The organism is Colwellia asteriadis, from assembly GCF_039523295.1.
GTDB lineage: Bacteria > Pseudomonadota > Gammaproteobacteria > Enterobacterales > Alteromonadaceae > Colwellia > Colwellia asteriadis.
Map to the genome: position 1 here is coordinate 373878 of NZ_BAAAFA010000001.1, position 25862 is coordinate 399739.

Below are 25862 nucleotides of genomic sequence, written 5' to 3' on the forward strand. Positions count from 1 at the left end.
CAGCAAAACAAGTTAATAACAATCATTATCGTTTGCATATAATGTGTGAGAGTGGAAAATTATCAAATATTGATATTGTTCCCCTAATGCCCAGCGTTACTTTCTTTAAAACTCTGCTATAGAGAATGATTGTGATGATGCAGCAATAATAACTTGACACAAAGAATTACGGATGTAATCTATAAGGATAAATTACATTTGTAATCAAAAGTTATAGGAGTTGTTATGACCGAAATTAGTAATGCTGAATTTGAAGTACTCGATGCACTGTGGCAACAAGCACCTGCCAGCGCTAATGAGATTATTGCACGCTTAAACCAACATAAAGAATGGCATGAAAAAACCGTAAAAACGTTACTCAATCGCTTAGTAAAAAAACAAGCGATTAGCTTTGAAAAGCAACAACGCCATTATTTATATTCACCGTTAGTCGAGCGTGATGCTTACACCCTAAAAGAGAGTCAGAGCTTTATCGAGCGAATGTTTAGCGGAAAAATAACGCCTTTAGTGGCTAACTTTGCGAAACAGAATGATTTGAACAAAGAAGATGTCGCCGCACTTAAAGCACTGATTTCTGACTGGGAAAAAAATAATGATTAGCGACTTAGTAGCTTTATTAGTCAACGCGTTATTACCTCTAACATGCATTCTTATGTTTATTTTAATGATTCGTCAATCGTTGAGGCAAAACACTGATGCCAAAAACAGCTATCGCTTATGGCTATTACTGCCTTTATGCTTAGTTATTACGCTTACGCCTATTGCTGCAAGTATTATCAACGAGGTTATTCGCTTTGGAGGTTATGGCTTTAACGATAGCTTTACCCATAACTCAATACAGGCTTACATCGTTAAGCCAACCTTAACGATTAACCAACACTTGAGCCATAATGTCTCAATTGAGTTAACACTTTTTAGTATTTGGCTACTGGGCTTTTCTATGCTCGCAGGTTATTGGTTAACCTTGCATGTTGATTATCAAAAAAAGTTAATGCTCAAACCAGCAAGCCATCATGCGTTTACTCAAGAAATTAAAAAACTCAACCGCAGCACTAACTCTTTGACACTTGCGCAAAGTAGCCATGTTCATAGTCCAATGTTAATGGGGTTGTTTAAGCAAATCTTAGTTATTCCTGAGGATTTTAACGAACTTTATACCCCAGAGCAGCAACAGCTGATTATTGCTCATGAAGTTTGTCATTTTTCTCACCACCATATGTGGGCGAACCAAGTCGCGCTTTTGCTCTTAGCGTTATTTTGGTTTCATCCGCTAGCTTGGCGAGCTTATGCAGCATTTCGCCAAGATCAAGAGCATGCCTGCGATCAATTTGTTTTATCGCGAAAACAGACTCAGTCCAGGATCGAATATTGTAAAGCCTTAGTAGTAGCGGCTGAAACCTCACCGCCTAATGCCTTTACATTAATGAGTTTCAAACACAATGGAGAACAATCTTTTATGTTTAATCGTATCGAACAAATCAAAAAAATGGACCATAAAAAGCCTATCAGTAAAGTCGCCATGTTAGCACTAGTAACATTACTATCAACATCATTAGTGGCTGGGGTTACCTATGCCAGTAGCCAATTAAAGGAGGCACAAAAACAAGACCACAAACAATTTGAAGTACAGCCAACCCATCGCATTGAACCTAAATATCCTATTGAAGCCGCTAAAGCTGGTACTGAAGGCTCGGTGGTATTAAAGTTTGATGTGCTTGAAAACGGTAGTGTGACGAATGTTGAAGTGGTGAATGCTAAACCTGCTTATGTTTTTGATAAAACAGCGGTAACGGCTTTAAAACAGTGGCGCTATAAAGCGAGTAATAAAGTAACTAAAAACTTATTAGTGCAATTAGATTATTTGATGGATGAATCGTCAACACAACCAGAGCCCCTGATTGAACGCATCAAGGTAAGCAATTGATTTGTTAACTTAACTTAACTTAGATTAGCTTAACTTAGATTAGCTTAACTTAGCTTAACAAATTAACTGAATGAAAAAATAAAACGATGACGTAGATAAATACTGATGTTATCTACGTCTACTTTACACTAATAAACGCTAACTGAGTGAGTAAGTAGCAACCCCCTAAATATTGCCCCTCGTAAAAGTCGTATAAATAATAATCTGCTCTATACTAAATACTACCCCTGACATAATTATACTAAACCACAAGGTAGCAGGAAGTTGTTCAATAGGTATTACGCTACAGGTATTATTAAACAGCACTTAACATTTGCCATACAGTTGTTAAGAGGCTTTACATTGTCATTAGCCTTGCTCTGTGTTTTTGGCGCTTTCGCTCAAGAAAAAAACCAGCAGTTAACCTTTTGCGTAGACCCTGACTGGATGCCTTTCGAAGGCGTTATTAATGGTCAACATACTGGTATTGCTAGCGATTACCTTGAAATATTCAAACAGTTAACCCCCTACTCTTTCACGATAAAGCCAAGCCCCTCATGGCATCAAACCATAGAACAACTTCAATCAAACGCTTGTGATTTAACCTTAATGCTTAACAGAACCACTGAGCGTGAAAAATTCCTCTCTTTTTCTATGCCTTATTTTTTCGGTCCTAATGTTTTGGTAAGTAAACCAAACATCCCTTTTATGCAAGGGTTACCTGCAATAGGAGATATGACTTTAGGCGTAGTTTCTGGTTATCGATTGCTGGAAGAGATTCCGCGCAATTACCCTAAAATGAAATTAAAAATAATGGACTCAGAAGCCCAAGGTTTAAAAGCGGTAGAGCAAGGCGAAATCGATGTTTATGCTGGCTCTCTCTATTCCATTAATTTAACAATTAATCAACTAGAGCTAGAAACGCTAAAAATTAATGGCTGGATTTCCTTACAAGACCAACTACGTATTGGTTTTACCAAAGCGAATGCCCACTTAATCCCAGCTTTTAACCAAGCCATCGATCAAATCACCAGTAAACAACACAACACTATTTTAAATAAATGGACCAACGTAAAAATAGTTAAACAAACAGACAACACATTACTGTATTACCTTACCGCTAGCGCCGCCATTATCTTCTTTATTTTTTTATGGCGGAGTCTGGTTAACATGAAAGTGTTCGCAGCATTACATGATAAAAACCAAGAGCTTGAAAAAATAAAAGAAGAATTAACCAAAGCCAATAAAAATCTTGAATACCGTTCATTTCACGACAATTTGACCAATTTATATAACCGACACTATTTTATGTCGACGGTAAAAGACCACTTTAATAATGTACTTAGGCATCAATGTATTTCTGCAATTATGATGATTGACCTTGATTTTTTTAAGAAAATTAATGATGAGCATGGTCATAATGTGGGAGATAAAGTGCTTCAGCAATTTTCAACCGTGCTATCTCAGGTATTACGCGCTGGGGATATCGCGGCCAGATGGGGTGGCGAGGAGTTTATTGTATTATTACCTAAAACCACCAAAGTTGACTCGATTGCTTTAGCACAGCGCCTAGTAAAAGCCGTTGATGAAACAACCTTTGAGTTAAACATACACTTAACAATTAGTGTTGGTGTCTCGCAATCAACAGCCAATGATGACATTGCCTCATGGATTGAACGGGCAGATATCGCACTTTACCAAGCAAAAAATGAGGGAAGAAATTGCATTAAAGCATTCGCCGTATAGTAGAAACCGTTAATAATTAGTTAGTGATTAGTTAGTGATTAGTTAATAATTAGTTAATATCTAGCTAAAAACCAGCTAAAAATCAGCCATAAAAAAGCCAGCAAAGCTGGCTTTTTTATGTAATGGAATTCACACTTGGTGTGAATTAACTTTAGCTGTTATTTAACAATATCATCTGCCGGCTGATCAACTGGTGGAAAAGCTTTAGGTTGCATTTTTCTTATCGGCTGCTTGTTAAGCTTTTTGTTTAAATACTTAAGTGCAGCTTCTAATTGAGCATCTTTACCGTTAAAGGTTTCATGAGGTAAGTTATCCACCTCAATTGTTGGTTTAACGCCATGTCCTTCAACAATCCAGCGTCCATCCATCGCATACACAGGAAACTCTGCCACTCTTGCCATACCGCCATCAGATTGTTGATTAGCACCACGTAACCAAACACCAGCACCCGCTGTTTGTTTACCAATAACAGGAGCAAGTTTATTGGCGATAATACCCGCAGTAAAAGTTTCACCATCGGAGTAGGTCATTTGATCGGCTAATACCACTAAGTGGCCTCTAAAGGTTTGCTGCATGTTAGTGCTTGGCTCACCAATAGGCGACTGCCAAAACATCCATACACGTCGTAACAGCTTTTCAATAATCCAACTATCAATATTACCACCACGATTACGGCGAACATCAATAATCAAACCCTCTTTATTAATTTGATGATAAAACTCACGCGCAAAACTGGCAATATCATTACCGCCCATAGCATGTAAATGTAAGTAACCTATATTAGTATTATTAGCACTGACCTTAGTTTGGTTATAGTTAACCCAATCTTGGTAACGCAATTGATAATCTTTGCGGGTACTTACAGGCACAACAACGGTTTTATGCACGTTATCACCACGTATTAGCGCTAATAATACTTGCTTACCCGTTTGATTGCGTAAAGCAGCGTTCACTTGAGCAATATTGGTAACTTTACGACCATTAATACTTTCAATAAGGTCGTTATTATTAACATCTACGCCAGGCTGGTTTAATGGCGAGTTCATCAAAGGTAATTCTGAATCGGTTTGATAAATATGCTCAACTATAACGCCAGCGGCTGTTTGTTTAAGGGCTGCTCCTAATGTTGCGGTTTTAGCGGCGCTGTTGTCTTTGGCATAATCGCCACCACGCACTTGCGAGTGAAGAGCGTTTAACTCACCCATCATTTGCTTAAAAATATCGTTAAGCTCGTGACGGTCGGTTAAGCGGTTTAATAATGGCTCATATTTGGCTTTTACAGCCTGCCAATCAAGGCCGCGCATATTGGCATCATATAAGAAATCACGATGCATTAACCACGCATCATGGAAAATTTGCTGCCACTCTTGTTGAGGGTTAATCAGTAACTGCCAGCTAGCAGTATCCACAGTCAAACCTGCGGTTTTAGCGGGGAAGTTACCATTAGCGTCAACAATCAACATTTGATTACTTTTAGCTTTACGAACAAAAACTTGTTTATTGTCTGCTGTTAATTGGTAGTCGGCAATGCCCTTCACTAAAGATTTGAGTTTAGCGTCAGTTTTTATTTCAATTGCATGTAAGCTCGGGCTATTACCTGCCCCCGTAGCCCGATCTAATAGATATAAATGTTTATCCGTAACTGATAGCTTATTAAAGTTACCTGACGGTACGGGTACTTGCCATAATGTTTCACCCAGTAACTCCCAACTTAACTGTTCTTGCACTGTTGTTACAGAGCTATCTTTACTTTTTGAGTCTGCTTTCGCTTGCTCTTTTGCTTCTTTATCACTGCGTGCTTGTGCCGCTAACAATTCATTATTTGGCTGGAATGGAAATTGTGCATTTGCCGTTAACGGGTAAGCAAAAATTTGGCTGCGACGATCAAAAACGGCTCCCATCACTCTGTCACCCCAAGGTGATGATGGTGTCGCGTTAAAATGTCTGTCTGAGAGAAAATATAACCACTGACCATCTGGGCTAAACGCCGGCGAATAAGCATTATATTTATCTGTGGTAAGTAGCTTACCTTTATTGTCAGCAATACTAAAAAGTTCAATGCGACTACGTTGATCTTTTTGTTTTGAGCGAGTTAATGCTAAATAATGACTGTCACTTGACCACACCACATCTTGAAAAGGGCTTAAGCCGTCATTGTTCTCAAGTAGTTTTTTATTTTCACCTGAATCTATATCAAGTAACCATAAATTACCGGCCTTATCATCATGCGCAATTTTCTTTCCGTCAGGCGATAAGTGCATATTCCAGCGGAAAATATTACCATCATTAGTTAACTGTTTAGCATTGTCTGAGCCATCAGCAGCAAATTGCCAGATTTCTAACTCACCGCTACTATCATTGATGGCGTAAACCCATTGTCCGTCATGGCTTAAAATAGCATTGCGCGTTCGTGACGTTGGTGGGGTAAAGACTTCAATTAAACGTGATTTATCAGTACTGGCTATCGCAACTTTACCACGCGCGGTAATGGTCACTTTAGGTAATGATGAAATGGTTGCCGAGGTTAAGTGTTTTAGTGGCTTATTTACCCACTTCTCTCTCAAGTTAGGTAAATCAGAGCTCAACTGAATATCAAGAGTTGTAACGTCTTTAGAAGCTAAATCCAATATTTTTAAATCAGCCCCTTGTTGAAAAATAATACGGTTTTCATCAAGTCCAGCAGAACGAACTGGCCAATCTTTAAAATGAGTAACTTGTTTTAATTTTTCACCGCGGGTATTCATTTGCCAAATATTATCAGCACCGCTGGCATCACTAATGAAATAGACGTTATTGTCAAAATACATAGGCTGACGAACATCGCCATGATGTTTACTGGTCAACAGTTTTGCTTCTTTATTACCCTCTAATTGAAAGCGCCATAACTCACCTTGAGCACCACCGCGATAAATTTTAGCGTTATCAGAAGATACTTGTAAGCCAAATTGCGTAAAAAATAGCGTATTGTTTTTTTCATCAATACTGCCTTCAATGGCGTCGGCTAACGGAATAAAGCTTGTTTGAAATGTTTCAGGATTAACGGTTTTTAAAGTCCAGTTCCCTGTTGGTCCAACACGGCTATTCGTTGCATATAAAATGCTGCCGTCACTGTGCCAACCTTGCAAACGCACATTGCTGTTTTCAAAAGTAACGCGCTTCGCTACACCGCCAGCAAGTGCAATAACGTAAACTTCCGTTGAGCCTTCATAGTTGGCAGTAAAGGCAAGCCATTGACCATCGGCAGAAATACGCGCTTGTTTTTCTTCAGCAGGATGAGTAGTTAAACGTTTAGCCGAGGAGTTTTTTAAGGAGTAATGCCATAAGTCACCCTCAGCAGTAAATACAACATTATCACCTTGTAATGTTGGCGAGCGGTAATAGCCTTGTTGCGCAGAGGCAAACTGACAGAGTAAAACACAGCAAAGGCCAATAAGCTTTTTCATCTTCTATCCTTTTTATTAATACTTATATTTAAGACTGTTATGCTTTCGCCACTAACTTCTATTGAAGCTACAGGCATGATTAGACCGCTAAACAGATCTTAATTTGTGTGAGAATCAACACTATATTAACAAATAACATCTAAGATAGAGCAGTTTTTTATAAACAAGTAGAAATAGCTTGAGCGTAACATTATGCGCGCAAGCTATTTTTCGGTGGGCTGTGATTAGATTTGCTGGGCTATGATTAAAGTTGGTAAATAGCAAAGCTCAACGCTGCAATTTCATCTGAACTACCACTATTCACTGAACGATAAATTAGCTGAACATCACTTTGCTTCATAACCTTGGTCAGAGGTTGAGCTTGTGTCGCGGTATTAAAAACAACTAACAACTTTTGTGACTTTTTATCACTATTCTCAGTTACTTGATAGTCTCGGGTTATCGCAAAAATACCGGCACTATCTTGAGCATAAACAACCTCTTGTTGACCAAAACGTAATGCAGGATATTGCTGGTATAGCGCAGCATACTCACTAAAGCGCTGATAGAAAGGGTGACTAACATCAAAGTTATTATCGGCAGTGCTGTTATCCGTTGCTAATAAATCATCATCATTATAACTCGCTACTTTTGAGGGCATCATATCTTGGCGAGAAGCTTGATCACCACCATCTCCGACAAAGCCCTGTTCGTCGCCATAATAAATTACTGGCACACCACGACTAAAAAACATCATCGCGTGGGCAAGCAAGTTACGTTCTATTTGCGCGGCTTCACTGTAATTTTTCGGGCTATTTTTAAGCATATAGGCAAAACGCCCCATGTCATGATTACCCGTAAAGTTAACCAACTGATTAGCATTACTGATGTTACTTTGATAAAGGTGATCTTGAGCAAATAATTTTGCTAAAACATCGGTACCTTGTTGCTGCACTAGCGTTTTTTCCATTGCGCCTTGAAAAGCAAAATCAAGTACCGAGGGAATTTTCGCTTCGGTGGTAAAACGGCTTAAAAGCTCAGGTTCAAAACTATACACTTCGCCAAACATGAAGAAGTTTTTAATCCCTTGCGCTTTAGCGTGTTGCATTAGCGCAGGTGAAAACGCTTGCCAAAACTCAATATTAACGTGTTTTACCGTATCAATACGAAAGCCATCTGGCTTAAATTCATCAATAATATTTTTATAAATATCAATCATGCCAGCAACAACCTGCGGATGTTGAGTATATAAATCATCAAGACCGGCAAAATCACCACGAACCGCACTCTCACCCTGCCAAAAAGAATCCCCTTGGTTATGGTAATACTTAAGATCGTTTAACCATGTAGGTGATTTAATCGCTTCTTCACCCAGTGGAATTAATGGCGTGTAACGTTCGCCCTGTGCGAGTTGTTCACTTGACTTAAAAGGACAGTCGTCGCCTTTTACTAACCAAGCATTTCCAGCTTTACCATGACACTCTTCATACTTAATCACGTCAGCGGTGTGATTAGTAATAATATCAAAAAAAACTTTAATATTGCGTTGGTGAGCTTGGTCAATAAAATGCTTTAATTCGGCATTACTGCCTAGGTGAGGGTCAATTTCAGTAAAGTCTAAAATCCAATAGCCATGATAACCTGAGGTACCCGCCTGAACAGCGCGATTACGCAAAATAGGCGTTAACCAAATAGCGCTAATACCCATGTTATCAAGGTAGGGTAACTTTTCAGTTAAGCCGATTAAATCACCACCGTGATACATGCCTTTATGCGTTGGATCAAAACCACCACGTGATAAAGCACGCTGAGTATCGCTAAGTGATGCGCCTAAATCATTAGCCGCATCGCCATTATAAAAGCGATCGGGTAACACAAAGTAAAACACCTCATCTTGAAAATCGCGTTCTTGATAAGGGCGAAGATCTTTAGCTTTAGCGACCAAAGTGTTAGTAGCTACAGACAATTCGTTGTGCTTAGAGCTGCTGTCAGCACTTGTATCAGTAGTAAGATTCGCTGCTAATGTCAAAGCGCTAACGCTAAAACTCAAGCTAAAAGCTAACACTAAACCAGCTTTACTCAGAGCAGGATTTACTCTAGGTATTATCTTGGCCAGATTACTTTTCATCAGCTACTCGCTTTGTTTACAGTGTTTAATTTGCCATAAAAACAACCAAACGCAGGTATTAGCAGAATGTTATTAGTAAGAGTGGCTACCGCCAGTTTATGACCTTTTACTTCATTTAAGTTTTCGGTATTAATGTCAAGTTCACATAAAGCATTAAATTGTGAAATATCGACTTTTTGCTCTTGCTCACTGAAGTTAAAACAAACTAATAACTGCTCACCTTGATAATGGCGAACAAAAGTTAACAAAGGCTCTGCTGTGTTAATAAAACTAATATCACCGTAACATAACGCTGGCTGTTGCTTGCGCCAGCGATTGAAGTGTCGATAGCTATTTAGCACTGAATCAATATCTTCTTCTTGTAAGTCAACCGCATTAGCTACGTGGTCTTTCGATACCGGCAACCAAGGTTTAGCCTCACTAAAGCCGCCATTAGCTAAGTCATGCTGCCATGGATGCGGAGTACGACAACCATCTCGGCCTTTAAATTGTGGCCAGAAAGTAATGCCGTAAGGGTCTTGAATATCTTCAAACGCAATATCGGCTTCTATTAAGCCCAGCTCTTCACCTTGGTAACTACAAATACTACCGCGTAAAGAAGCAATCATGGCAAACAACATTTTAGCAAAGGTTTTACTTTTGTAGCCTCCCCAGCGAGTGACTACACGTTGCACATCATGGTTTGAAATGGCCCAACAAGGCCAACCATCGGCAACTCGCGCCTCAAGAGTTTCAACTACTTGTTTGATATAACTTGCGCTAAAGTTATCGGTAAGTAAGTCAAAGCTATAGCCCATATGTAAACGCTCGCTACCTTGCGTATATTCAGCCATGGTTTTTAGTGAGTCTTCTGACGATATTTCACCTAAGGCAACGCTACCCGGATACTTATTAAGTAAACGTCGAATATCTTCCATAAAGCCTAAGTTTTCATCTTGGGTGTTGTTGTAATAGTGATACTGGTAGGCATAAGGATTTTTCTCATCAAAACCAATATTCGTTCTCAACTCTTTTGGTTTTGCCGGGTTATCTCGTAATTGAGCATCGTGATAGCAAAAATTAATCGCATCAAGTCGAAAGCCATCAACACCGCGCTTTAGCCAAAATTCAATATTGTCTAATACCGCTTTTCTTACCTCATCATTATGAAAGTTAAGATCAGGTTGACTCGATAAAAAGTTATGTAAATAGTATTGCTGGCGACGAGGATCCCATGTCCAACCACAACCACCAAAAATAGAAAGCCAGTTATTAGGTGCTGTGCCGTCTGGAGAAGCATCGCTCCATACATACCAGTCAGCTTTATCGTTAGTTTGATCTTCTCTTGAGTCAATAAACCACTGATGCTGGTCTGAGGTATGGCTAAGTACTTGATCAATCATAATCTTAATACCGCGCTCATGCGCCTTGGCAACTAACTCATCAAAGTCAGCTAAAGTACCAAAAATAGGATCGATATCACGATAATCGCTAATATCGTAACCAAAGTCTTTCATTGGCGACTTAAAAAATGGCGAAATCCAAATAGCATCAACCCCTAAACTGGCAATATAATCTAACTTGCTAATAATACCAGGAAGATCACCAATGCCGTCTTGATTAGCATCACAGAAGCTACGCGGATAAATTTGATAAATAACTGCACCACGCCACCACATTTGTTCACTCATTTGAAAACCTCAACATTTGCGCCAATTGAGCCACTTAAGCCTATTGCTTGTAAAAAGTGCCATCAACACGGAATAATTCTTTCAAATAAGAATACGCAATTAAAAACGTAGGTAATAGTCTCTGCATACGTATGTATAGGCTTTATAAAAAATTACATACGTATGTAATTTTTTCGCTAATACTTAATATGACTTGCATACGTATTCAAGATGCTGGCAAGACAATACTAAGGTTATCATCTTGAATACTGACCAATTACCACTCTCATTTAAGGTATTACTTTGCGTTCACTATTCGTTAAAAATTTATCGCTATGCCTGTTATCTGTTTTATGTATTATTACATCAGGCAGCGTCAATGAAGTACTCGCGAGCGAGTCTCTTAATAATAACCACTACCTTAGTCACGAAATAAAAAATAATACTCTAGTCATTAATACTAAGCTAGGTCGTGTCAGCTTAAGCAATTACAGCGGTGCGGTAGAAGTGGTATATCAAATAGAACAATCAAAATTTCCTGCACAGCAACTCCCCTCTTTTGCTATAAAAGAGCAAGCGCTAAAATCTAGTTTTAGTACCAAAGACAGCCAAGAGCAACTCACCTTTACAACGAAGCAGTTAACCGCCGTTATTCAAAAATCACCTTTTGCCATCCGTTACTATCAGCAAAATAATCAACAACCAAGTAAACTACTCTTAGCGGAGGAGTCTGGTTACTTTAGCGGTTCAGTTAAGGAAAATGAGCAAAATATTGCAGTACAAGGCTTTCGTTTTCACCTTGACGATACCGAAAAACTACTCGGTGGTGGCGAGCGCGTTCTTGGTATGAATAGGCGTGGCCATGCTATGCCTTTGTATAATAAAGCCCACTATGGCTATACCACCGAATCAAGCCAAATGAATTTTAGCTTACCCGCAGTTATGTCGAGTAACAAGTACATTGTCTTATTTGATAATTCAGCCAAAGGCTATTTAGACCTAGCAAATGCTGAGCAAAATATTATGCAATTTTCAGCCGTTTCTGGTCGTATGGCATACCTTGTTTTTACCGGAGAAACCTACCCTGAGTTAATTAATAACTATGTGAATGTCACAGGAAAACAGCCGCTACCTGCCCGTTGGACATTAGGAAATTTTGCTTCTCGTTTTGGTTACCGCAACGAACAGCAAGTGAGAGACACGGTAAAAAAGTTTGTTGATTTAGACATTCCTCTTGATGCACTCGTACTCGATTTATATTGGTTTGGTAAAGATATTAAAGGGCATATGGGTAACTTAGCTTGGGATAAAGACACTTTTCCTACGCCCAAAAAAATGATGAAAGATATTAAAGCACAAGGGGTGAAAACCGTTTTAATTACTGAGCCTTTTGTTTTAACTACATCAAGTAAATGGCAAGAAGCAAGCGATAAAAAAGTACTTGCAAAAGATGCTACTGGTGAACCTAAACGCTTCGACTTTTATTTTGGAAACACCGGCTTAGTCGATGTTTTTAGTAACCAAGGTCAACAATGGTTTAATAATATTTATACCGATTTATACCAACAAGGCGTTGCTGGCTGGTGGGGCGACTTAGGCGAGCCTGAAGTGCATCCAAGTGACACCTTACATACCTTAAGCGATAACAGTGTGGTTAATGGTGATGCAATTCATAATGCTTACGGCCATCAGTGGGCCAAAATGGTTTATAACAACCAATTAGCCATTAACCCTAACGAGCGACCTTTTATTTTAATGCGTTCAGGGTTTTCGGGCTCACAACGCTACGGGATGATCCCATGGACAGGTGATGTTAGTCGTTCTTGGGGCGGATTAAAGCCACAAGTTGAGTTAGGTTTACAAATGGGTGTATTAGGCATGGCCTATACTCACTCTGATTTAGGGGGCTTTGCTGGTGGGGAAAGCTTTGATAAGCAATTATACATTCGTTGGTTACAATACGGTGTTTTCCAGCCTATTTATCGCCCCCATGCACAAGATAACATTGCTGCAGAAGTAGTCTTTCATGATACAAACACCCAAGATATTTTACGAAAATTTATCAAACTCAGGTATCAACTACTACCTTACAACTATAGCTTAGCGTATCAAAATAGTCGCACTGGCATGCCGTTAATGCGCCCGCTATTTTTTGAAGACGAGGCAGACATAAGCCTCATAGACAATACGCACAGCTACCTATGGGGCGATGCTTTTTTAGTGACCCCAGTCGTTAATCCTGACGTTAAACATGTTGAAGTCAACTTACCTGCTGGCGTTTGGTTTGAATACTTTCCAGCAGAGCACAAACCAAGCCCTAAATACCAAGGAAAACAGACCATAACCCTTGCCACCGATATCAATACCTTACCGGTGTTAGTGCGAGCGGGTTCTTTTATTCCTATGGTTGATGCAATTCAGTCAACTGAAGATTATCAGCACAGCAAACTAAATTTACACTATTATGCGGATTCATCTGTAACCTCCGCTCGCTATGAAATGTATGAAGATGACGGAAAAACTGCACACGCTATGGATAAAGGTTTATTTGAATTACTGCAATTTGAGGCTGAACAAAAAGCGCAAAAACTTACTATTAAGCTCTCTCGTAAAAATCAGCTTAATAGCCTCAATGGCTCACTGAAAAAAATCAATACTGGCTTTGGTTATCAAGGTATGCCACAAGAGCGCATTATCACAATGGTGATCCATAATTGGCAAAAGCCGCCAACAGCGATTCATTTAAACAATACCGCCATTACTAACAGCGTTTGGCATGAAAAAAACAAAACATTAACGGTAAAGTTCAGCTGGCAACATCAACCAGCAACGCTAACTTTACTTTAAATGACAAAAAATTAATCATTATACTTTAACGATAAGCAACTTATGAAAACTACTCAACAAGCTAACAATAACAATACGGTTAATCTTATTGCCGATATTGGTGGTACCAATATTCGCCTTGCACTCGCAACACCAGATGCTAGCGCTGCCATGAAAGTAAAAATATCTCACATTGAAACTTACCAATGCGAAGCTTTTGATAGCCTCACTGAGGTACTAAAGCACTATATTGAAGAGAAACAATTAGCTTCCTTTCGTGTTAATGCTTGTTTGGCTATTGCTTGCCCAGTAGATAATGACTTAATTAGCATGACAAACTTACCTTGGCAGTTTTCACAAAAAGCCCTTAAAGAAACGCTAAACCTAAACAGCTTACGTTTTATTAATGACTATACCGCAATCGCTATGGCTATTCCGTTATTGTCAGAGCAACAAAAAGTTAAAATTGGCGGTGGTGCTACCGTTGCAGGTAAACCGATAGCAGTATGCGGCCCTGGCACAGGTTTAGGAGTCGCTAACTTGGTGCCGATTAAGGCTGCTGGTGATACACAATGGCATTGCTTTAGCGGTGAGGGTGGACATATTGACTTTGCCCCTATCAATGACACCGAGCAAAAAGTACTTAACTTTATTCAACAGATAAAAAAACGTGTTTCATACGAGCAATTACTGTCAGGTTTTGGCTTAGAACAAATTTATCAAGCCCTGTTATGGATAACACAGGGCAAAGAAATCACCACAGTAAAAGAGAAGCTATCCGCTAAAGATATTACCCGCAAAGCTATCGACCAAAGCTGCGAAGTTTGCGAGCAGTCACTTACCCTGTTTTGCAATGTATTAGGGAGCTTTGCTGGTAACCTTGCTCTGATTATGGATAGTCAAGGTGGTGTTTATATTGCTGGAGGTATTGTCCCTCGCTTTATCGACTACTTAAAAAATAGTGACTTTAGGGAACGCTTTGAGACCAAAGGCCGTTTATCATATATTACCGAGCAAGCACCAACCTACGTGATAACCGAAGAACAACCAGGCTTACTTGGCGCCGCTGCAGTAATTTTACAAGGTGAAATCTAACACCCTGAATACGTATGTAAGCGCTAGAGCTAAAACGACAAAGTGCGTATATTAAAATGATTGGTTGAGCTTTAATGTCATAAAGCTTTATGACATTAAAGCTCAACCAACAGCACAACACACGTTATTTGACATCTCTTGGTGTAACACATTATTACTCTCCCAGTAATAATGTGTTTTTTCAAATTTCTCAGCGAAAATTATAATAAAGAGTGCCTTAAATGAGCAACATTAATAACCAACACAAGCCCCGCCTAAGTTTTTGGCAAATTTGGAATGTAAGCTTTGGCTTTCTCGGTGTACAGTTTGGCTTTGCATTACAAAATGCTAATGCGAGCCGCATATTATCTGACTTAGGGGCTGATCTACATTCATTATCACTATTTTGGCTAGTAGCCCCAATTATGGGTTTGATTATTCAACCAATTGTTGGCGCTGCTTCGGATAAAACGTGGAACCGACTAGGTCGCCGTAACCCTTATATTTTGGCCGGTGGTATTGCCGCAGCTATTGGTATGTTTCTAATGCCAAATTCAGCAACACTCGCCAGCTTTATTACACCTTTATTGTTTGGCGCTATGATGCTAGCAGTGATGGACGCTTCTTTTAACCTAGCTTTTCAACCATTTAGAGCTTTAGTTTCTGATATGGTACCTGCTCAGCAGCGAAATATTGGTTACTCAATACAGTCATTTTTAATTAATTTAGGCGCGGTCTTTGGGTCAATATTACCTTTTGTACTCACCAATGTTATTGGTTTAGAAAATACTGCTAGTACTGGCAACGTTGCCCCTTCGGTAATTTGGGCGTTTTATTTAGGCGCCAGTGTTATGTTAGGTTCAGTATTGTGGACCGTATTACGTACCAAAGAGTATGCCCCTGGTACTCATGGTTTAGCGCCAATAGAAACACAAGTAAAACCCTTGTCACTATTTGAGAAATTATTAGGATTTTTGTCATTAATGAAAACCATGCCAAGCACTATGAAGCAGCTAGCTTTAGTGCAGTTTTTCTCTTGGTTTGCGCTTTTCATTATGTGGGTTTATACCATGCCAGCAATAACTCAGCATATTTGGGGAGTAGAGGCAAAATGGTTTGATCCTACCTATTTAAATAGTATCGGCGTAATACCAACCAATATTGCTCAAGCGAAAGGAGCCGCTGGTGACTGGGTCGGTATTATTTTTGCTGCTTATTCATTATTTGCAGCAATAGCGTCACTCTTTATGGCTAAAGTGGCTAATGCTATTGGTAGAAAGTTAACATATAGTTTATCACTGCTAGCAGGCGCTATAGGCTATTTAAGTATTATATTATTACAAAGCCCTGAACTCGTTTTAGTTAACTTAGGTATTACCCAAATATCAGTACCTCATGGTGCCGTATTATTGCTACTACCTATGATAGGTATTGGCATTGCATGGGCAGCTATATTAGCAATGCCTTATGCTATTTTAGCGGGCTCGCTGCCAGTGAAGCAAACTGGGGTTTATATGGGAATATTTAACTTTAGTATTGCTGCGCCGCAAATTGTCTCAGGTATTTTAGCTGGTTGGATACTAACAACAGTTTTTGATAATCAAGCCATTTATATCATGATGCTTGCAGGCGTTTCGATGTTACTTGCCGCATTATCCGTTTATTTTGTAAAAGAAACAGCTGAACAAACATAAACACTTAGGTGGGCAAGTACCAATCATCGATGCTTATAAAGCCAAGGGCTATTTTATATAGTTACTTGGCTTTTAAGCTTAAGAGAAACATTTATTAAGCCGAGCTCAGGTTAACTAGCACAAGACTTTCGCATTACCAGCTCAGGAGGAATTAGCGTCGTACTCGCCTTTTCACCATGAATTAAACTCAACAATGTATTTACCAGTAACTCTCCTGCCAGCTTAGTATCTTGCTTAACCGTTGTTAAGGGTGGAAAGGTAAAACTCGCTATCGCGATATCATCAAAGCCAACCACAGAAACTTGCTCCGGAATTTTAAAACCATGCTCCTGTAAAGCACGCATTGCACCAACTGCAATCAAATCACAAGCAGCGCAAATAGCATCAAAACTTTCACCGCTATTAATCAATCGACAAGCGGCTTGATAGCCAGACTCTTCAGTATACATAGCATTAAATTGCAGCGCTGGGTTTACCGTCAACTGATGTGCTTTTAATGCCTGGCAGTGACCTTTATAACGCTCAAAAAACTCTGGAGCATGACTTGAAGCACTGCCTAAAAACGCAAAGCTTTTTCTGCCGAGTTTAATTATATGCTCAGTAATTTGTTTGCCACCAGTGAAGTTATCGCAGCCTACAGAAATAATGGGTAAATGCTTAACTTCAGCGCCCCAACGAACAAAATGAGTACCTTGATCAAGCAGTTTGACCAATTTTTCTTCGTAATCAACATAGTCGCCATAGCCAAGTAAAATAAGTCCATCAGCTTTATTACTGTCTTCAAAATCGGCGTGCCAATCTTCACTGGCTTGCTGAAAAGAAACAAGTAGATCATATCCTTTACTTGCACAAGCACGTGTAATGCTACCAAGCATAGATAAGAAAAATGGGTTTATTGCTGAGTCGTCATTAGTCGGATCCTCAAACAATAATAACGCAATGGTATCACTTTGCTGAGAGCGTAAATTACTGGCATTTTTATCAACCTTATAATTTAACTCTTTTGCTATCGCTTGGATTTTACTGCGCGTCGCGGCATTAACCAAGGGGCTATTACGTAATGCCCTAGAGACCGTTGATTGAGAAACACCTGCTCTATAAGCAATATCAAATGACGTAGACTTTTCTTTCACACCAAGCACCTAAAAGAACAAAAACTCAACAGAATATACCTCAGTGCTATTAACATGTATAGCTGTTAACAACTTAGTAAACCAACAAATACACGCAACAAATACAGGCATAGTACGGTTCAATAATAAAAAGACCTTACCTAAAAAACAAAAAACCTAAATAACTTACGTTTATTTAGGTTTTTCGATGAAAACGATAAAGTAAATCGTTTAAAACATTGAACCAAATTCAAGGTGAAATATGCCTAAATTTGCATTATCAGAACTACTTAAGTCAATCCAGCTTTGCTGATAACTAGCACGAAAGAACATGCTGTTATCTAACTCGTAACGTACGCCTGCGGCAACATTGTAAGAAAAGCGAGTATCGTTAAAAGTGTTTTGGTAGCTATCGCAGACGTAACCCCACCACGGATCCCACCAACAAATAGAGTTTGGTGGCCCCTTAGCGATATTACTATCAAGGTAACTCCAACCAACACCTGCTTGAACAAACGGTGTAAAACGCTCAGTCATAAAGTGATACACCACATTAAACTGACTTTGCATCACATCCATTTCATGATTAACGTTATAAGGGCTCCCGCCATCATCAACGAAAGTAGCATCATACTTAGGCGTCAACGCTGAAAATTCAAAATTTAATAAAATGTGTGGATTGAGGTTATAACCTAAGGTAAAGCCCCAACCAACATCGCTATCAATTTCAACACCACTACCGTTTTGCCCATCTATAGAAGTTGATTGACTACTCAAAAGCGCAAAAGAGCTTTCCCACTTGCCATCACGTTTGGTGTAATTAGCTGCTGAGCTAGCACTAAATCCTGCGGCTAACATGCCAATAACGCTAGTGATTAATAGTATATTTTTATGACTCATAATCTTCCTTGTACGTCGTTATAACGATTAAACTAAAATGAAAGACGGTAGCTATTAAATTCTAAAAAACAGGTTACTTAACCTGAACTGGGTTTAAGAGATATTTAACAAATTGAAATATCAGCAAAAATTATTTTTCTGAATCTCTAGCTTGATAGTTTTTCTTAATTCAAGGAAAATTTCGCGTCAATAGCTGGTCTATTGCAAGTAAATTTAACGAAGAAATTAGGAAAAATAGCTGCTAGAGAAACATTTGTTAAGCCGAGTTCAGGTTACTTAGTAGTCGCACGTGATACATAATCACCAGAGCGAGTATCAATACGTACTTTCTCACCTATTTGTACAAACAATGGTACGCGAATTACAGCGCCCGTTGCTAATGTTGCTGGTTTACCACCAGTTCCTGCGGTATCACCTTTTAGGCCAGGATCTGTTTCAGTAATATCAATTTCAACAAAATTAGGTGGTGTTACTGAAATTGGAGAGCCATTCCATAAAGTGATAGTAGAAATATCGCCTTCAACTAACCATTTCACAGAATCTGCAACGGCTTTATCGTCTGCTGCAATTTGCTCAAACGTTTCGTTATTCATAAAATGCCAAAACTCACCATCTGAATAAAGGTAGGCTAATTCAATATCCATAACGTCTGCACCTTCAACCGTTTCACCTGATTTAAAGGTTTTTTCTAATACTTTACCTGATACTAATTTACGAATTTTAACACGGCTAAATGCTTGCCCTTTACCTGGCTTAACCAGTTCATTTTCAAGGATATTACATGGTTCGCCATCAAGCATGATTTTAAGACCAGCTTTGAACTGGTTAGTACTGAAATTAGCCATAGTGTTGCTCTTTTATTAATTATTTGATTTTAGATAGCCGATACGCATTATAATAGGCGCAAATTAAGCCATCGATGATAAGTTGAAATTAGAATTGCCGCAGATAATAACCCAAATCGACAATAATTTGCAGTCTTGTGACGAAAATTCGTGGCAAAAAGATTTACGAGATGTGGTCACCGACCCTGAAAAGCTACTCAGCTTGTTAAATATTACACCTGATGAGTACCTTAAACACTTTACCGCCCGTAAGCTATTTCCGGTACGTGTCCCGCTACCTTTCATTAAGCGCATGAAAAAAGGTGACTTTTCTGATCCCCTCTTACAACAAGTCATGCCTTTAGCTAAAGAGTTTGTTGTAACAGAAGGTTTTACTGTTGACCCTTTAGCTGAACACGATACTGTTGCCGAAGGGTTACTGCATAAATACAAACACCGAGTATTGATGATTGTTAAAGCGGGTTGCGCTATAAATTGCCGTTACTGTTTTCGTCGCCACTTCCCTTACCAAGACAACAGCCCTAACAAGCAGCGCTGGCAGTCAGCATTAACGTATATCAGCGAGCACAGTGAAATATCTGAGGTGATTTTTAGTGGTGGCGATCCTCTAATGGCCAGCGATGATCATTTAACTTGGTTAGTAACCCAACTAGAGAAAATTCCTCACGTTACACGATTACGTATTCATAGCCGCTTACCTGTGGTTATTCCTAATCGTATTACCACATCGTTAGTTAATATGCTCAGTAACACGCGCCTTAAAGCGGTTATGGTTTTACATATTAATCATCCTAATGAAATTGATGGTGATTTAATAAAAGCACTGGAGTTATTACGCCAAGCACGTATTCCGCTTTTTAATCAAAGTGTGTTATTAAAAAATATTAACGATAACAGCACTATCTTATGTGAGTTAAGCGAGCAGCTTTTTGATGCTGGCATTCAACCCTATTACTTGCACCTGTTCGATCCCGTACAAGGGGCTGCACATTTTGACGTTACTGAACAAGAAGCAGTAACTATTGCTAATGAAATGCTAGCAACACTCCCAGGCTTTTTAATGCCCAAATTGGTGCGAGAAATTGCAGGGCAAACTAACAAAACGCCTATCAATCTGGCATAATCGCAAAAATAAAAGCGACCAACATCACCACTTAATGTTGGTCGTCACTTATCATCAATGTTGAGACTGTAAAAATATGACTAAAGCCATCGAACAACAACTAATTGAAAATATCTCGGTAATTTTAAAGAAATCACTTGCTGCCGATGCCTCGCTTGCTGACTTACGCGAGCATAAAAAAGCGGGTTTTGAGGCTATTTTTACTAAAGAAGCAGGCTTTAATAATAGCGCAGATACCTTTCAGCCTTATGTAGAAGAAGTTGCTGATGATTTTGTGAAATGGCAAGAAAGTAAAGATCAAACAGTACTTATTGCCTTGGTGAAAAAAATAGAGCAACTATTTACCGTGTTGGCGAATTTTGAGAAAAGCTATAGCCAATAAGCATAAAGCGATTACTTCAAGTTCATGCTCTTGAACTTGAAGTGATTTAACGGAGCGTTGCTTGGTTAATAATTTACAACGACTAAGTACGTTCAGAGACAACTTGCAATTGACAGTTGTGCTTATTAAGCAAGGCAAGAATAGCTAAATTCAATTGATTGATTTCGTCTAAATAAACATTAAACGTAGTTGTTTTAACATATACCAGTATATCAAGCTCTAAACCGTGTATTGAATAGTTTTTAAAGTGTGCTCGTTGTGGTGACTCTTCTAATAACGCTAACGACTTAATATGTTCGCGTACCGCCTCCAAGAAACCCTCCATGTTCTCTTTAGTGGTATTAGGGCTTAAATGCAGCTTAGGTCGAAACGCCATTTTTTCTCGTTCAGAAAAATTCTCCAGTTCCATATCAATAAACTTAGCATTAGGAACATAAATAACCGTACGATCTAACGTGCGAATTCGGGTTGAACGTAAACCGATTTCTTCAACAACACCAATACTGTTGCCAAACTTACATAAGTTACCTATTTTCACGGGGGCTGATGTATATAACGTAATAGCGCCAATAATATTTTCAACGGTTTTTTGTGCCGCTAGCGCAATAGCTAAACCACCAATACCTAAACCTGCAAGCAATGTTGAGGCATTAAAGCCTAAACTTTCTAACCAATGTAAAACCGCAATAGTAACAACAATTAACTTTAACACTGTTCCTGCAGGGCGTAATAAGTACACAGCAAGTTGTTTATCTTGTGCAATAAATTTTTTGGCGAGTATGCTTTTCATCAATTCAACAAAACGGAAAAATGCCCAACACCAAGCGAGTGTTAATACCGTGCGCCCCTCCATTACTGCTTGTACCGCTAAGGTGACATTAGCTTCTTCACGAAAAGTTCGCGCAAAGAATATCGCTAATAATAACGCGACAGGGCCTGTAATAAAGTTTAGAGCTTCTATAGAAATGCCGCTATAAATACGCTTAATAATCAACGCGGCTAATTTAGTAATTAATAACGCTACGAAATAGTATATGGCGAGCATCAATGAAAAATATAACCATTGCCACAACATTACGCCAAAGAGCTCTGCTGGAGGTAGTTTTTTCGCTAACCACTCACCTAAAGGTGAATAAGAATATTGTTGGTATAAAAGTGGAATTTTTTCAACGGTAGCATTTGATATTTTCCAAATTTTAACGCGATCATCTTTGCGAGGAACACGCTGTAGATACAGTGAAATACTAATATCATTGTAAGGCACTTTACCAATTAGCTCTCGGTATGAAGGTAAGCCGTCATTTAGCTCGCCTAAAGGGTGATCACTAATACTATTAAAATCAATCCATAGGGTTCTATTTAACACTACCCCTAACTGTCTTGTTAACTCTTCTTCACTAATTTTACTGGTTTTGCTCGAAAGATTACGAAAGTCTAAATATTGACTCGCGAGTACTAAGTCTCCTGCTCGCATCGCTTGTATGTAGCTAGTTATCGCGCTACGTGGTTGCCCTCGGTCTAAATCATCAGCAGGCACATTGTCATTAGTTTGCGCCGTTGACGGCACAGCTTGGTTGGTAGCTGAGTTAACCTGGTTATCACCTTTTCCATTGCCTTCTTGAACCGTTTCTTTCTGTTCAAGCATTTGCTTAATGGACAAACCTTCTGGCTTTTTTACTTCAACTGCCGTTACCGACAACATTGAAAAGCATAACATCATGACCAGTGTGTAGCTTAAACGGTTAATACACTGAAAAAATCGAGTTTTAAATAACATCAAAAGCGTCCGCGTTAACAGTACAATAATAGAAATATTAATTAGATAATAACTTACTCCATTACAATTGCACTAGTTTTATCCTTAAGCTTATTGATACTGGGCAAAGTCAATAAAACACAGACATAAAAAAAGCCGCAAAAGCGACTTTTCAATGCAAATGATGAAGTTACTACTCAACAATTAATGCTTCAAAGGTTTCTTTAAACCAGTCATCGAGCATTTGTTTTTCATACGTTAATGATTCATTTCTGTATTTCAGGTGACTTCCCATCATAAAGTTCATGTCTTTAATTACTACAGTTTCAGCCTTTATGCTTTTGCCATCTTGATCAACTAAGTTATATGACAAGTTAATACGTGGGAAGTAATTGTCTTTAATAATTCGCATCTGATTAACGCCAGAAAAGCGTGTATCACCAGCTAGGTCAACATCGGTCACTTCAATTTTTAATACTTGATCTTCGGGTAATGTTTCAGCGAGTTTCGCAAAGTGCTTTTCAAACTCTTTAAAGGTACGTTCACGAAATGATTTACGGTTTTCATTACCTTCATCAATATCACGGAACTTTTTATAATCACCCCAAGTCACTTCACTGGTCGCAGCAAAAGTATTTGGCGCTATAAGTATGCTCACCATTAAAGCTGACAATAAAACTAATTTTTTCATTCTATTTCCCTCTTATTAAAACTGCTTACAAGCTTATTTAAACACAAATGTTATAAGCAGCGTGTTGTAAAATGTAAAATACTTGTACTAGTTTGTAGCATAAAACTGCGCCATAACAATGCTGACTACGTTACTGCTACGCGCTTCTTGCTCTGCCTCAGAAAACTCTTCATGTACAAAGCCTTGTGCTGCGCCTCGCCACACTGTTTTACCAGTGAATGCATCTTCAATATAAATTAGAAAACTACCTTTTTGTAAGCCTTCACTTTCGGGTAACCCTGGACTTACACCAAACTTTCCATTAATGGTGTCATCTGACAAGTCACTCGCTAATGCCACACTAAAACCGACGTGAAATACAGGTGCGCTATTATTCTTCGCATTTTCAAAGCCGTTATCTTCTAGGTCTTGAATAATCGCGTGAGCATATTGTGCGTATACCGCTTGAGTTTGTTCGGTTTTAAGCGAGGTATGCTTAAGGTGTTTAGGTGATAATGAAAATAGGCTACCCGGTGCAAAACTCAACGGAATATCTCTGACGCTCGAAACCGCGAGATTATTCTGTTTACTTGTTGGCGAGTTTTCTTGTGGTACTTGTACACAGCTGGCTAATAAAAAGCTTCCTAATAACGCAAAGGTTAACACTATTTTGTTGTTCATCTTCATTCCTAGAATAATATGCTACTAAGCTAATACTGACCTAATGTACGAACTAAGTCTATTAAGCTAAGTATATAAATGTAATCAATTAGATACTAGAACAAAGTGTTACGTCATTATTTCTTCATAAAAGTGCAATAGTTACTGTTTAAGCTAACGCTTTAGAGTAAACACTCATATAACTATTTTAACCACTATTGGAAAGCAGTAATGACGACATTATTTTCAGGCGTTTGGCAGGCAGATAATACCGCGCTACATCACCAATTAACACAACTACAAAATATCGCCTTACAAGAATTTGATATTGAAATATCAATAAATAAAATGTTAGCGGATATCAGTTATCGTCAATTAGTCTTAAGCGAATTAGCTCAATTGAAACACCATAAAATTACCGATATCATTAACTGGTTAAACAATCCAAAAACTAATACTACTCATCCGAAAAAATCTGTCAGTGGCGTACTCATTGCGGTCGTGGCTTGTGTTTTTTTAATGTTAACGGCTTTTTTATTTATTAATACAAGCGATAGCAATAATCCCCCATTACCGTCCACTCAAAAAGCAACGCAGGCTACTAGTGTAATAGCTCCGCCTAAAAGCTCTGCTGGTGAAGTAGCGCAAGTCATGGCTCCCATTAAAGTGATAGAAAAGCCGGCAAAGCTACTCTTTAGCTTGCATGGTTCAAATACTATTGGAGAAAAGCTAGCGCCTCGCTTATTGGAAGGTTTTCTTATTGAGCAAGGCGCTAGTGAACTCACTTGGCAACAAGGAGAAAAACCTGTTGAGCGCCAACTCACTTTTACCCTGAATAATGAAAAGCACTACGTTGATTTACAAGCTCATGGTTCATCAACGGCATTTTTAGGCTTAGCTGAGCACAGTGCCGATATGGGAATGTCATCAAGAAGAATCAAAGAAATTGAATTAAAAGGGTTACAAAGCACCTCTGGCAAACTTGATGGTGTTGGTAATGAGCACATTATTGGCTTAGATGCTTTGGCTATTATCGTTAACCAAAACAATCCTGTTAAACAATTATCGACCCAAACATTGGCAAAAATTTTTTCAGGCGAAATAAGTAACTGGTCACAAATAGGCGGTAGTGATCAAGTAATTAAGTTATTCGCTAGAGATACTCATTCGGGAACTTGGGATACGTTCAAAAATTTAGTACTGAAAAAGCATGACTTGAGCTTAGCTTCTAGCGCACAACGTTTTGAGTCAAGTTCAAAGTTATCAACACAAGTATCACAAAATGAAGGCGCTATTGGCTTTATTGGGCTTAACTATGTTTTACATAATAAAGCGCTTGCGATATCAGCAACCAAAAAAACTAACGCCATTTATCCAACCCGTTTTACGGTAAGTACTGAAGACTATCCTTTATCGCGTCGCTTATACTTTTATACACCCACAAATGCTGCTGACACCGTAAAAGAGTTTGCCCATTATGCCATTTCTGCTCAAGGGCAAAATATAGTCGCTAACACTGGATTGGTTTCACAAAACATTCAATTAGAGCAAGCTTACCCGTTAGAAAATGCACCTGAACAATATAATCAATACACTCAAACAGCAAAACGATTGTCATTAAACTTTCGTTTTGATTACGCAACCAAAGACTTAGACAACAAAGGTAAACGTGACTTACAGCGCTTAGTTGAATTTATGGAGCAACATGTAGGACGACGTATCGTATTAATGGGCTTCTCAGACAGTGTCGGCGCTAAATTAAAAAACAAAAACCTCGCGCTACAGCGGGCTAAATCGGTCGAGCGCGCCTTAACCTCGCGCGGCATTCCAGTGCTATCGGTTGAAGCTTTAGGAGAAGCTTTGCCTATTGCCAATAATGACACTGAAGAAGGCAGAATGCGGAACAGGCGTGTTGAAGTTTGGCTTTTATAATTTTCTCCTTTCACAGAGAGCTTTAATATTTTTGCAACAT

18 protein-coding genes are annotated in these 25862 nt (G+C 38.9%); 9 read left to right on the top strand and 9 right to left on the bottom strand.

The window, feature by feature from the left end:
- Positions 1-225 precede the first annotated feature (225 nt).
- From ABD005_RS01545 to ABD005_RS01555, 3 genes are all read left to right on the top strand, one after another.
- Positions 226-600, top strand: coding sequence for a BlaI/MecI/CopY family transcriptional regulator (locus ABD005_RS01545; RefSeq protein WP_215980300.1), 375 nt, complete (start codon positions 226-228; stop codon positions 598-600).
- Positions 593-1924 carry a M56 family metallopeptidase gene (locus tag ABD005_RS01550; RefSeq protein ID WP_289847617.1) on the top strand — a complete coding sequence of 444 codons (1332 nt, stop codon included), beginning with the start codon at positions 593-595 and terminating at the stop codon, positions 1922-1924. Before ABD005_RS01545 ends, ABD005_RS01550 begins: the two co-directional genes overlap by 8 nt.
- A gap of 342 nt (positions 1925-2266) precedes the next feature.
- Entirely contained in the window at positions 2267-3649 is a 1383-nt protein-coding gene (locus tag ABD005_RS01555) for a diguanylate cyclase (protein WP_343814164.1), read from the top strand.
- 158 nt (positions 3650-3807) lie between these two features.
- On the opposite strand, the gene ABD005_RS01560 is transcribed toward ABD005_RS01555, so the two are convergent.
- The 3 genes from ABD005_RS01560 to ABD005_RS01570 all read right to left on the bottom strand — a co-directional run bounded on the left by ABD005_RS01560 (position 3808) and on the right by ABD005_RS01570 (position 10869).
- Complete coding sequence (locus ABD005_RS01560; RefSeq protein WP_343814166.1) at positions 3808-7092, bottom strand: S41 family peptidase; 3285 nt, start codon at positions 7090-7092, stop codon at positions 3808-3810.
- Between the two features lie 244 nt (positions 7093-7336).
- A complete protein-coding gene (locus ABD005_RS01565) occupies positions 7337-9199 on the bottom strand; it encodes an alpha-amylase family glycosyl hydrolase (RefSeq protein ID WP_343814169.1) in 1863 nt (620 codons plus the stop codon).
- A complete protein-coding gene (locus ABD005_RS01570) occupies positions 9199-10869 on the bottom strand; it encodes an alpha-glucosidase family protein (RefSeq protein WP_343814172.1) in 1671 nt (556 codons plus the stop codon). The genes ABD005_RS01565 and ABD005_RS01570 overlap by 1 nt, the downstream gene beginning before the upstream one ends.
- Positions 10870-11151: 282 nt before the next feature.
- On the opposite strand from ABD005_RS01570, the gene ABD005_RS01575 reads away from it, so the two are divergent.
- The 3 genes from ABD005_RS01575 to ABD005_RS01585 all read left to right on the top strand — a co-directional run bounded on the left by ABD005_RS01575 (position 11152) and on the right by ABD005_RS01585 (position 16442).
- The gene (locus ABD005_RS01575; protein WP_343814175.1) at positions 11152-13695 is read left to right on the top strand and encodes a glycoside hydrolase family 31 protein; all 2544 of its coding nucleotides are present in this window, start codon (positions 11152-11154) and stop codon (positions 13693-13695) included.
- 42 nt (positions 13696-13737) lie between these two features.
- Positions 13738-14769, top strand: a complete 1032-nt coding sequence (locus ABD005_RS01580) for a glucokinase (protein ID WP_343814178.1) — start codon at positions 13738-13740, stop codon at positions 14767-14769.
- A gap of 221 nt (positions 14770-14990) precedes the next feature.
- A complete protein-coding gene (locus ABD005_RS01585) occupies positions 14991-16442 on the top strand; it encodes an MFS transporter (RefSeq protein WP_343814181.1) in 1452 nt (483 codons plus the stop codon).
- A gap of 110 nt (positions 16443-16552) precedes the next feature.
- On the opposite strand, the gene ABD005_RS01590 is transcribed toward ABD005_RS01585, so the two are convergent.
- From ABD005_RS01590 to efp, 3 genes are all read right to left on the bottom strand, one after another.
- Positions 16553-17575 (bottom strand): LacI family DNA-binding transcriptional regulator, encoded by a 1023-nt coding sequence (locus ABD005_RS01590; protein ID WP_343814184.1) that lies wholly within the window; start codon positions 17573-17575, stop codon positions 16553-16555.
- A gap of 210 nt (positions 17576-17785) precedes the next feature.
- A complete protein-coding gene (locus ABD005_RS01595; RefSeq protein ID WP_343814187.1) occupies positions 17786-18454 on the bottom strand; it encodes an outer membrane beta-barrel protein in 669 nt (222 codons plus the stop codon).
- Between the two features lie 272 nt (positions 18455-18726).
- The gene (efp, locus tag ABD005_RS01600; protein ID WP_215980290.1) at positions 18727-19299 is read right to left on the bottom strand and encodes an elongation factor P; all 573 of its coding nucleotides are present in this window, start codon (positions 19297-19299) and stop codon (positions 18727-18729) included.
- A gap of 127 nt (positions 19300-19426) precedes the next feature.
- Here efp and epmB point away from each other — a divergent pair, with 127 nt between their 5' ends.
- Both epmB and ABD005_RS01610 read left to right on the top strand, forming a co-directional pair.
- A complete protein-coding gene (gene epmB / locus ABD005_RS01605; RefSeq protein ID WP_343814191.1) occupies positions 19427-20422 on the top strand; it encodes an EF-P beta-lysylation protein EpmB in 996 nt (331 codons plus the stop codon).
- A 76-nt stretch (positions 20423-20498) separates the two neighbouring features.
- Entirely contained in the window at positions 20499-20804 is a 306-nt protein-coding gene (locus ABD005_RS01610) for a hypothetical protein (protein WP_215980289.1), read from the top strand.
- Between the two features lie 82 nt (positions 20805-20886).
- Here the strand turns inward: ABD005_RS01610 and ABD005_RS01615 are convergent, their stop codons facing one another.
- The 3 genes from ABD005_RS01615 to ABD005_RS01625 all read right to left on the bottom strand — a co-directional run bounded on the left by ABD005_RS01615 (position 20887) and on the right by ABD005_RS01625 (position 23911).
- Positions 20887-22581, bottom strand: a complete 1695-nt coding sequence (locus ABD005_RS01615; protein WP_343814195.1) for a mechanosensitive ion channel family protein — start codon at positions 22579-22581, stop codon at positions 20887-20889.
- A gap of 172 nt (positions 22582-22753) precedes the next feature.
- Complete coding sequence (locus ABD005_RS01620) at positions 22754-23251, bottom strand: DUF3016 domain-containing protein (protein WP_343814197.1); 498 nt, start codon at positions 23249-23251, stop codon at positions 22754-22756.
- Positions 23252-23338: 87 nt separating this feature from the next.
- Positions 23339-23911 carry a DUF4136 domain-containing protein gene (locus ABD005_RS01625; protein WP_343814200.1) on the bottom strand — a complete coding sequence of 191 codons (573 nt, stop codon included), beginning with the start codon at positions 23909-23911 and terminating at the stop codon, positions 23339-23341.
- Positions 23912-24121: 210 nt separating this feature from the next.
- Here ABD005_RS01625 and ABD005_RS01630 point away from each other — a divergent pair, with 210 nt between their 5' ends.
- The gene (locus tag ABD005_RS01630; RefSeq protein WP_343814203.1) at positions 24122-25822 is read left to right on the top strand and encodes a substrate-binding domain-containing protein; all 1701 of its coding nucleotides are present in this window, start codon (positions 24122-24124) and stop codon (positions 25820-25822) included.
- Positions 25823-25862 lie beyond the last annotated feature (40 nt).

Excerpts from the sequence above, each read along its gene's own strand:
- ABD005_RS01615 (WP_343814195.1), bottom strand. The coding sequence starts at position 22,581 with ATGTTATTTAAAACTCGATTTTTTCAGTGTATTAACCGTTTAAGCTAC.
- ABD005_RS01560 (WP_343814166.1), bottom strand. The coding sequence starts at position 7,092 with ATGAAAAAGCTTATTGGCCTTTGCTGTGTTTTACTCTGTCAGTTTGCC.
- ABD005_RS01585 (WP_343814181.1), top strand. The coding sequence starts at position 14,991 with ATGAGCAACATTAATAACCAACACAAGCCCCGCCTAAGTTTTTGGCAA.
- ABD005_RS01625 (WP_343814200.1), bottom strand. The coding sequence starts at position 23,911 with ATGAACAACAAAATAGTGTTAACCTTTGCGTTATTAGGAAGCTTTTTA.
- ABD005_RS01545 (WP_215980300.1), top strand. The coding sequence starts at position 226 with ATGACCGAAATTAGTAATGCTGAATTTGAAGTACTCGATGCACTGTGG.
- ABD005_RS01550 (WP_289847617.1), top strand. The coding sequence starts at position 593 with ATGATTAGCGACTTAGTAGCTTTATTAGTCAACGCGTTATTACCTCTA.
- ABD005_RS01620 (WP_343814197.1), bottom strand. The coding sequence starts at position 23,251 with ATGAAAAAATTAGTTTTATTGTCAGCTTTAATGGTGAGCATACTTATA.
- ABD005_RS01570 (WP_343814172.1), bottom strand. The coding sequence starts at position 10,869 with ATGAGTGAACAAATGTGGTGGCGTGGTGCAGTTATTTATCAAATTTAT.
- ABD005_RS01565 (WP_343814169.1), bottom strand. The coding sequence starts at position 9,199 with ATGAAAAGTAATCTGGCCAAGATAATACCTAGAGTAAATCCTGCTCTG.
- ABD005_RS01580 (WP_343814178.1), top strand. The coding sequence starts at position 13,738 with ATGAAAACTACTCAACAAGCTAACAATAACAATACGGTTAATCTTATT.
- efp (WP_215980290.1), bottom strand. The coding sequence starts at position 19,299 with ATGGCTAATTTCAGTACTAACCAGTTCAAAGCTGGTCTTAAAATCATG.
- ABD005_RS01630 (WP_343814203.1), top strand. The coding sequence starts at position 24,122 with ATGACGACATTATTTTCAGGCGTTTGGCAGGCAGATAATACCGCGCTA.
- ABD005_RS01595 (WP_343814187.1), bottom strand. The coding sequence starts at position 18,454 with ATGAGTCATAAAAATATACTATTAATCACTAGCGTTATTGGCATGTTA.
- ABD005_RS01610 (WP_215980289.1), top strand. The coding sequence starts at position 20,499 with ATGACTAAAGCCATCGAACAACAACTAATTGAAAATATCTCGGTAATT.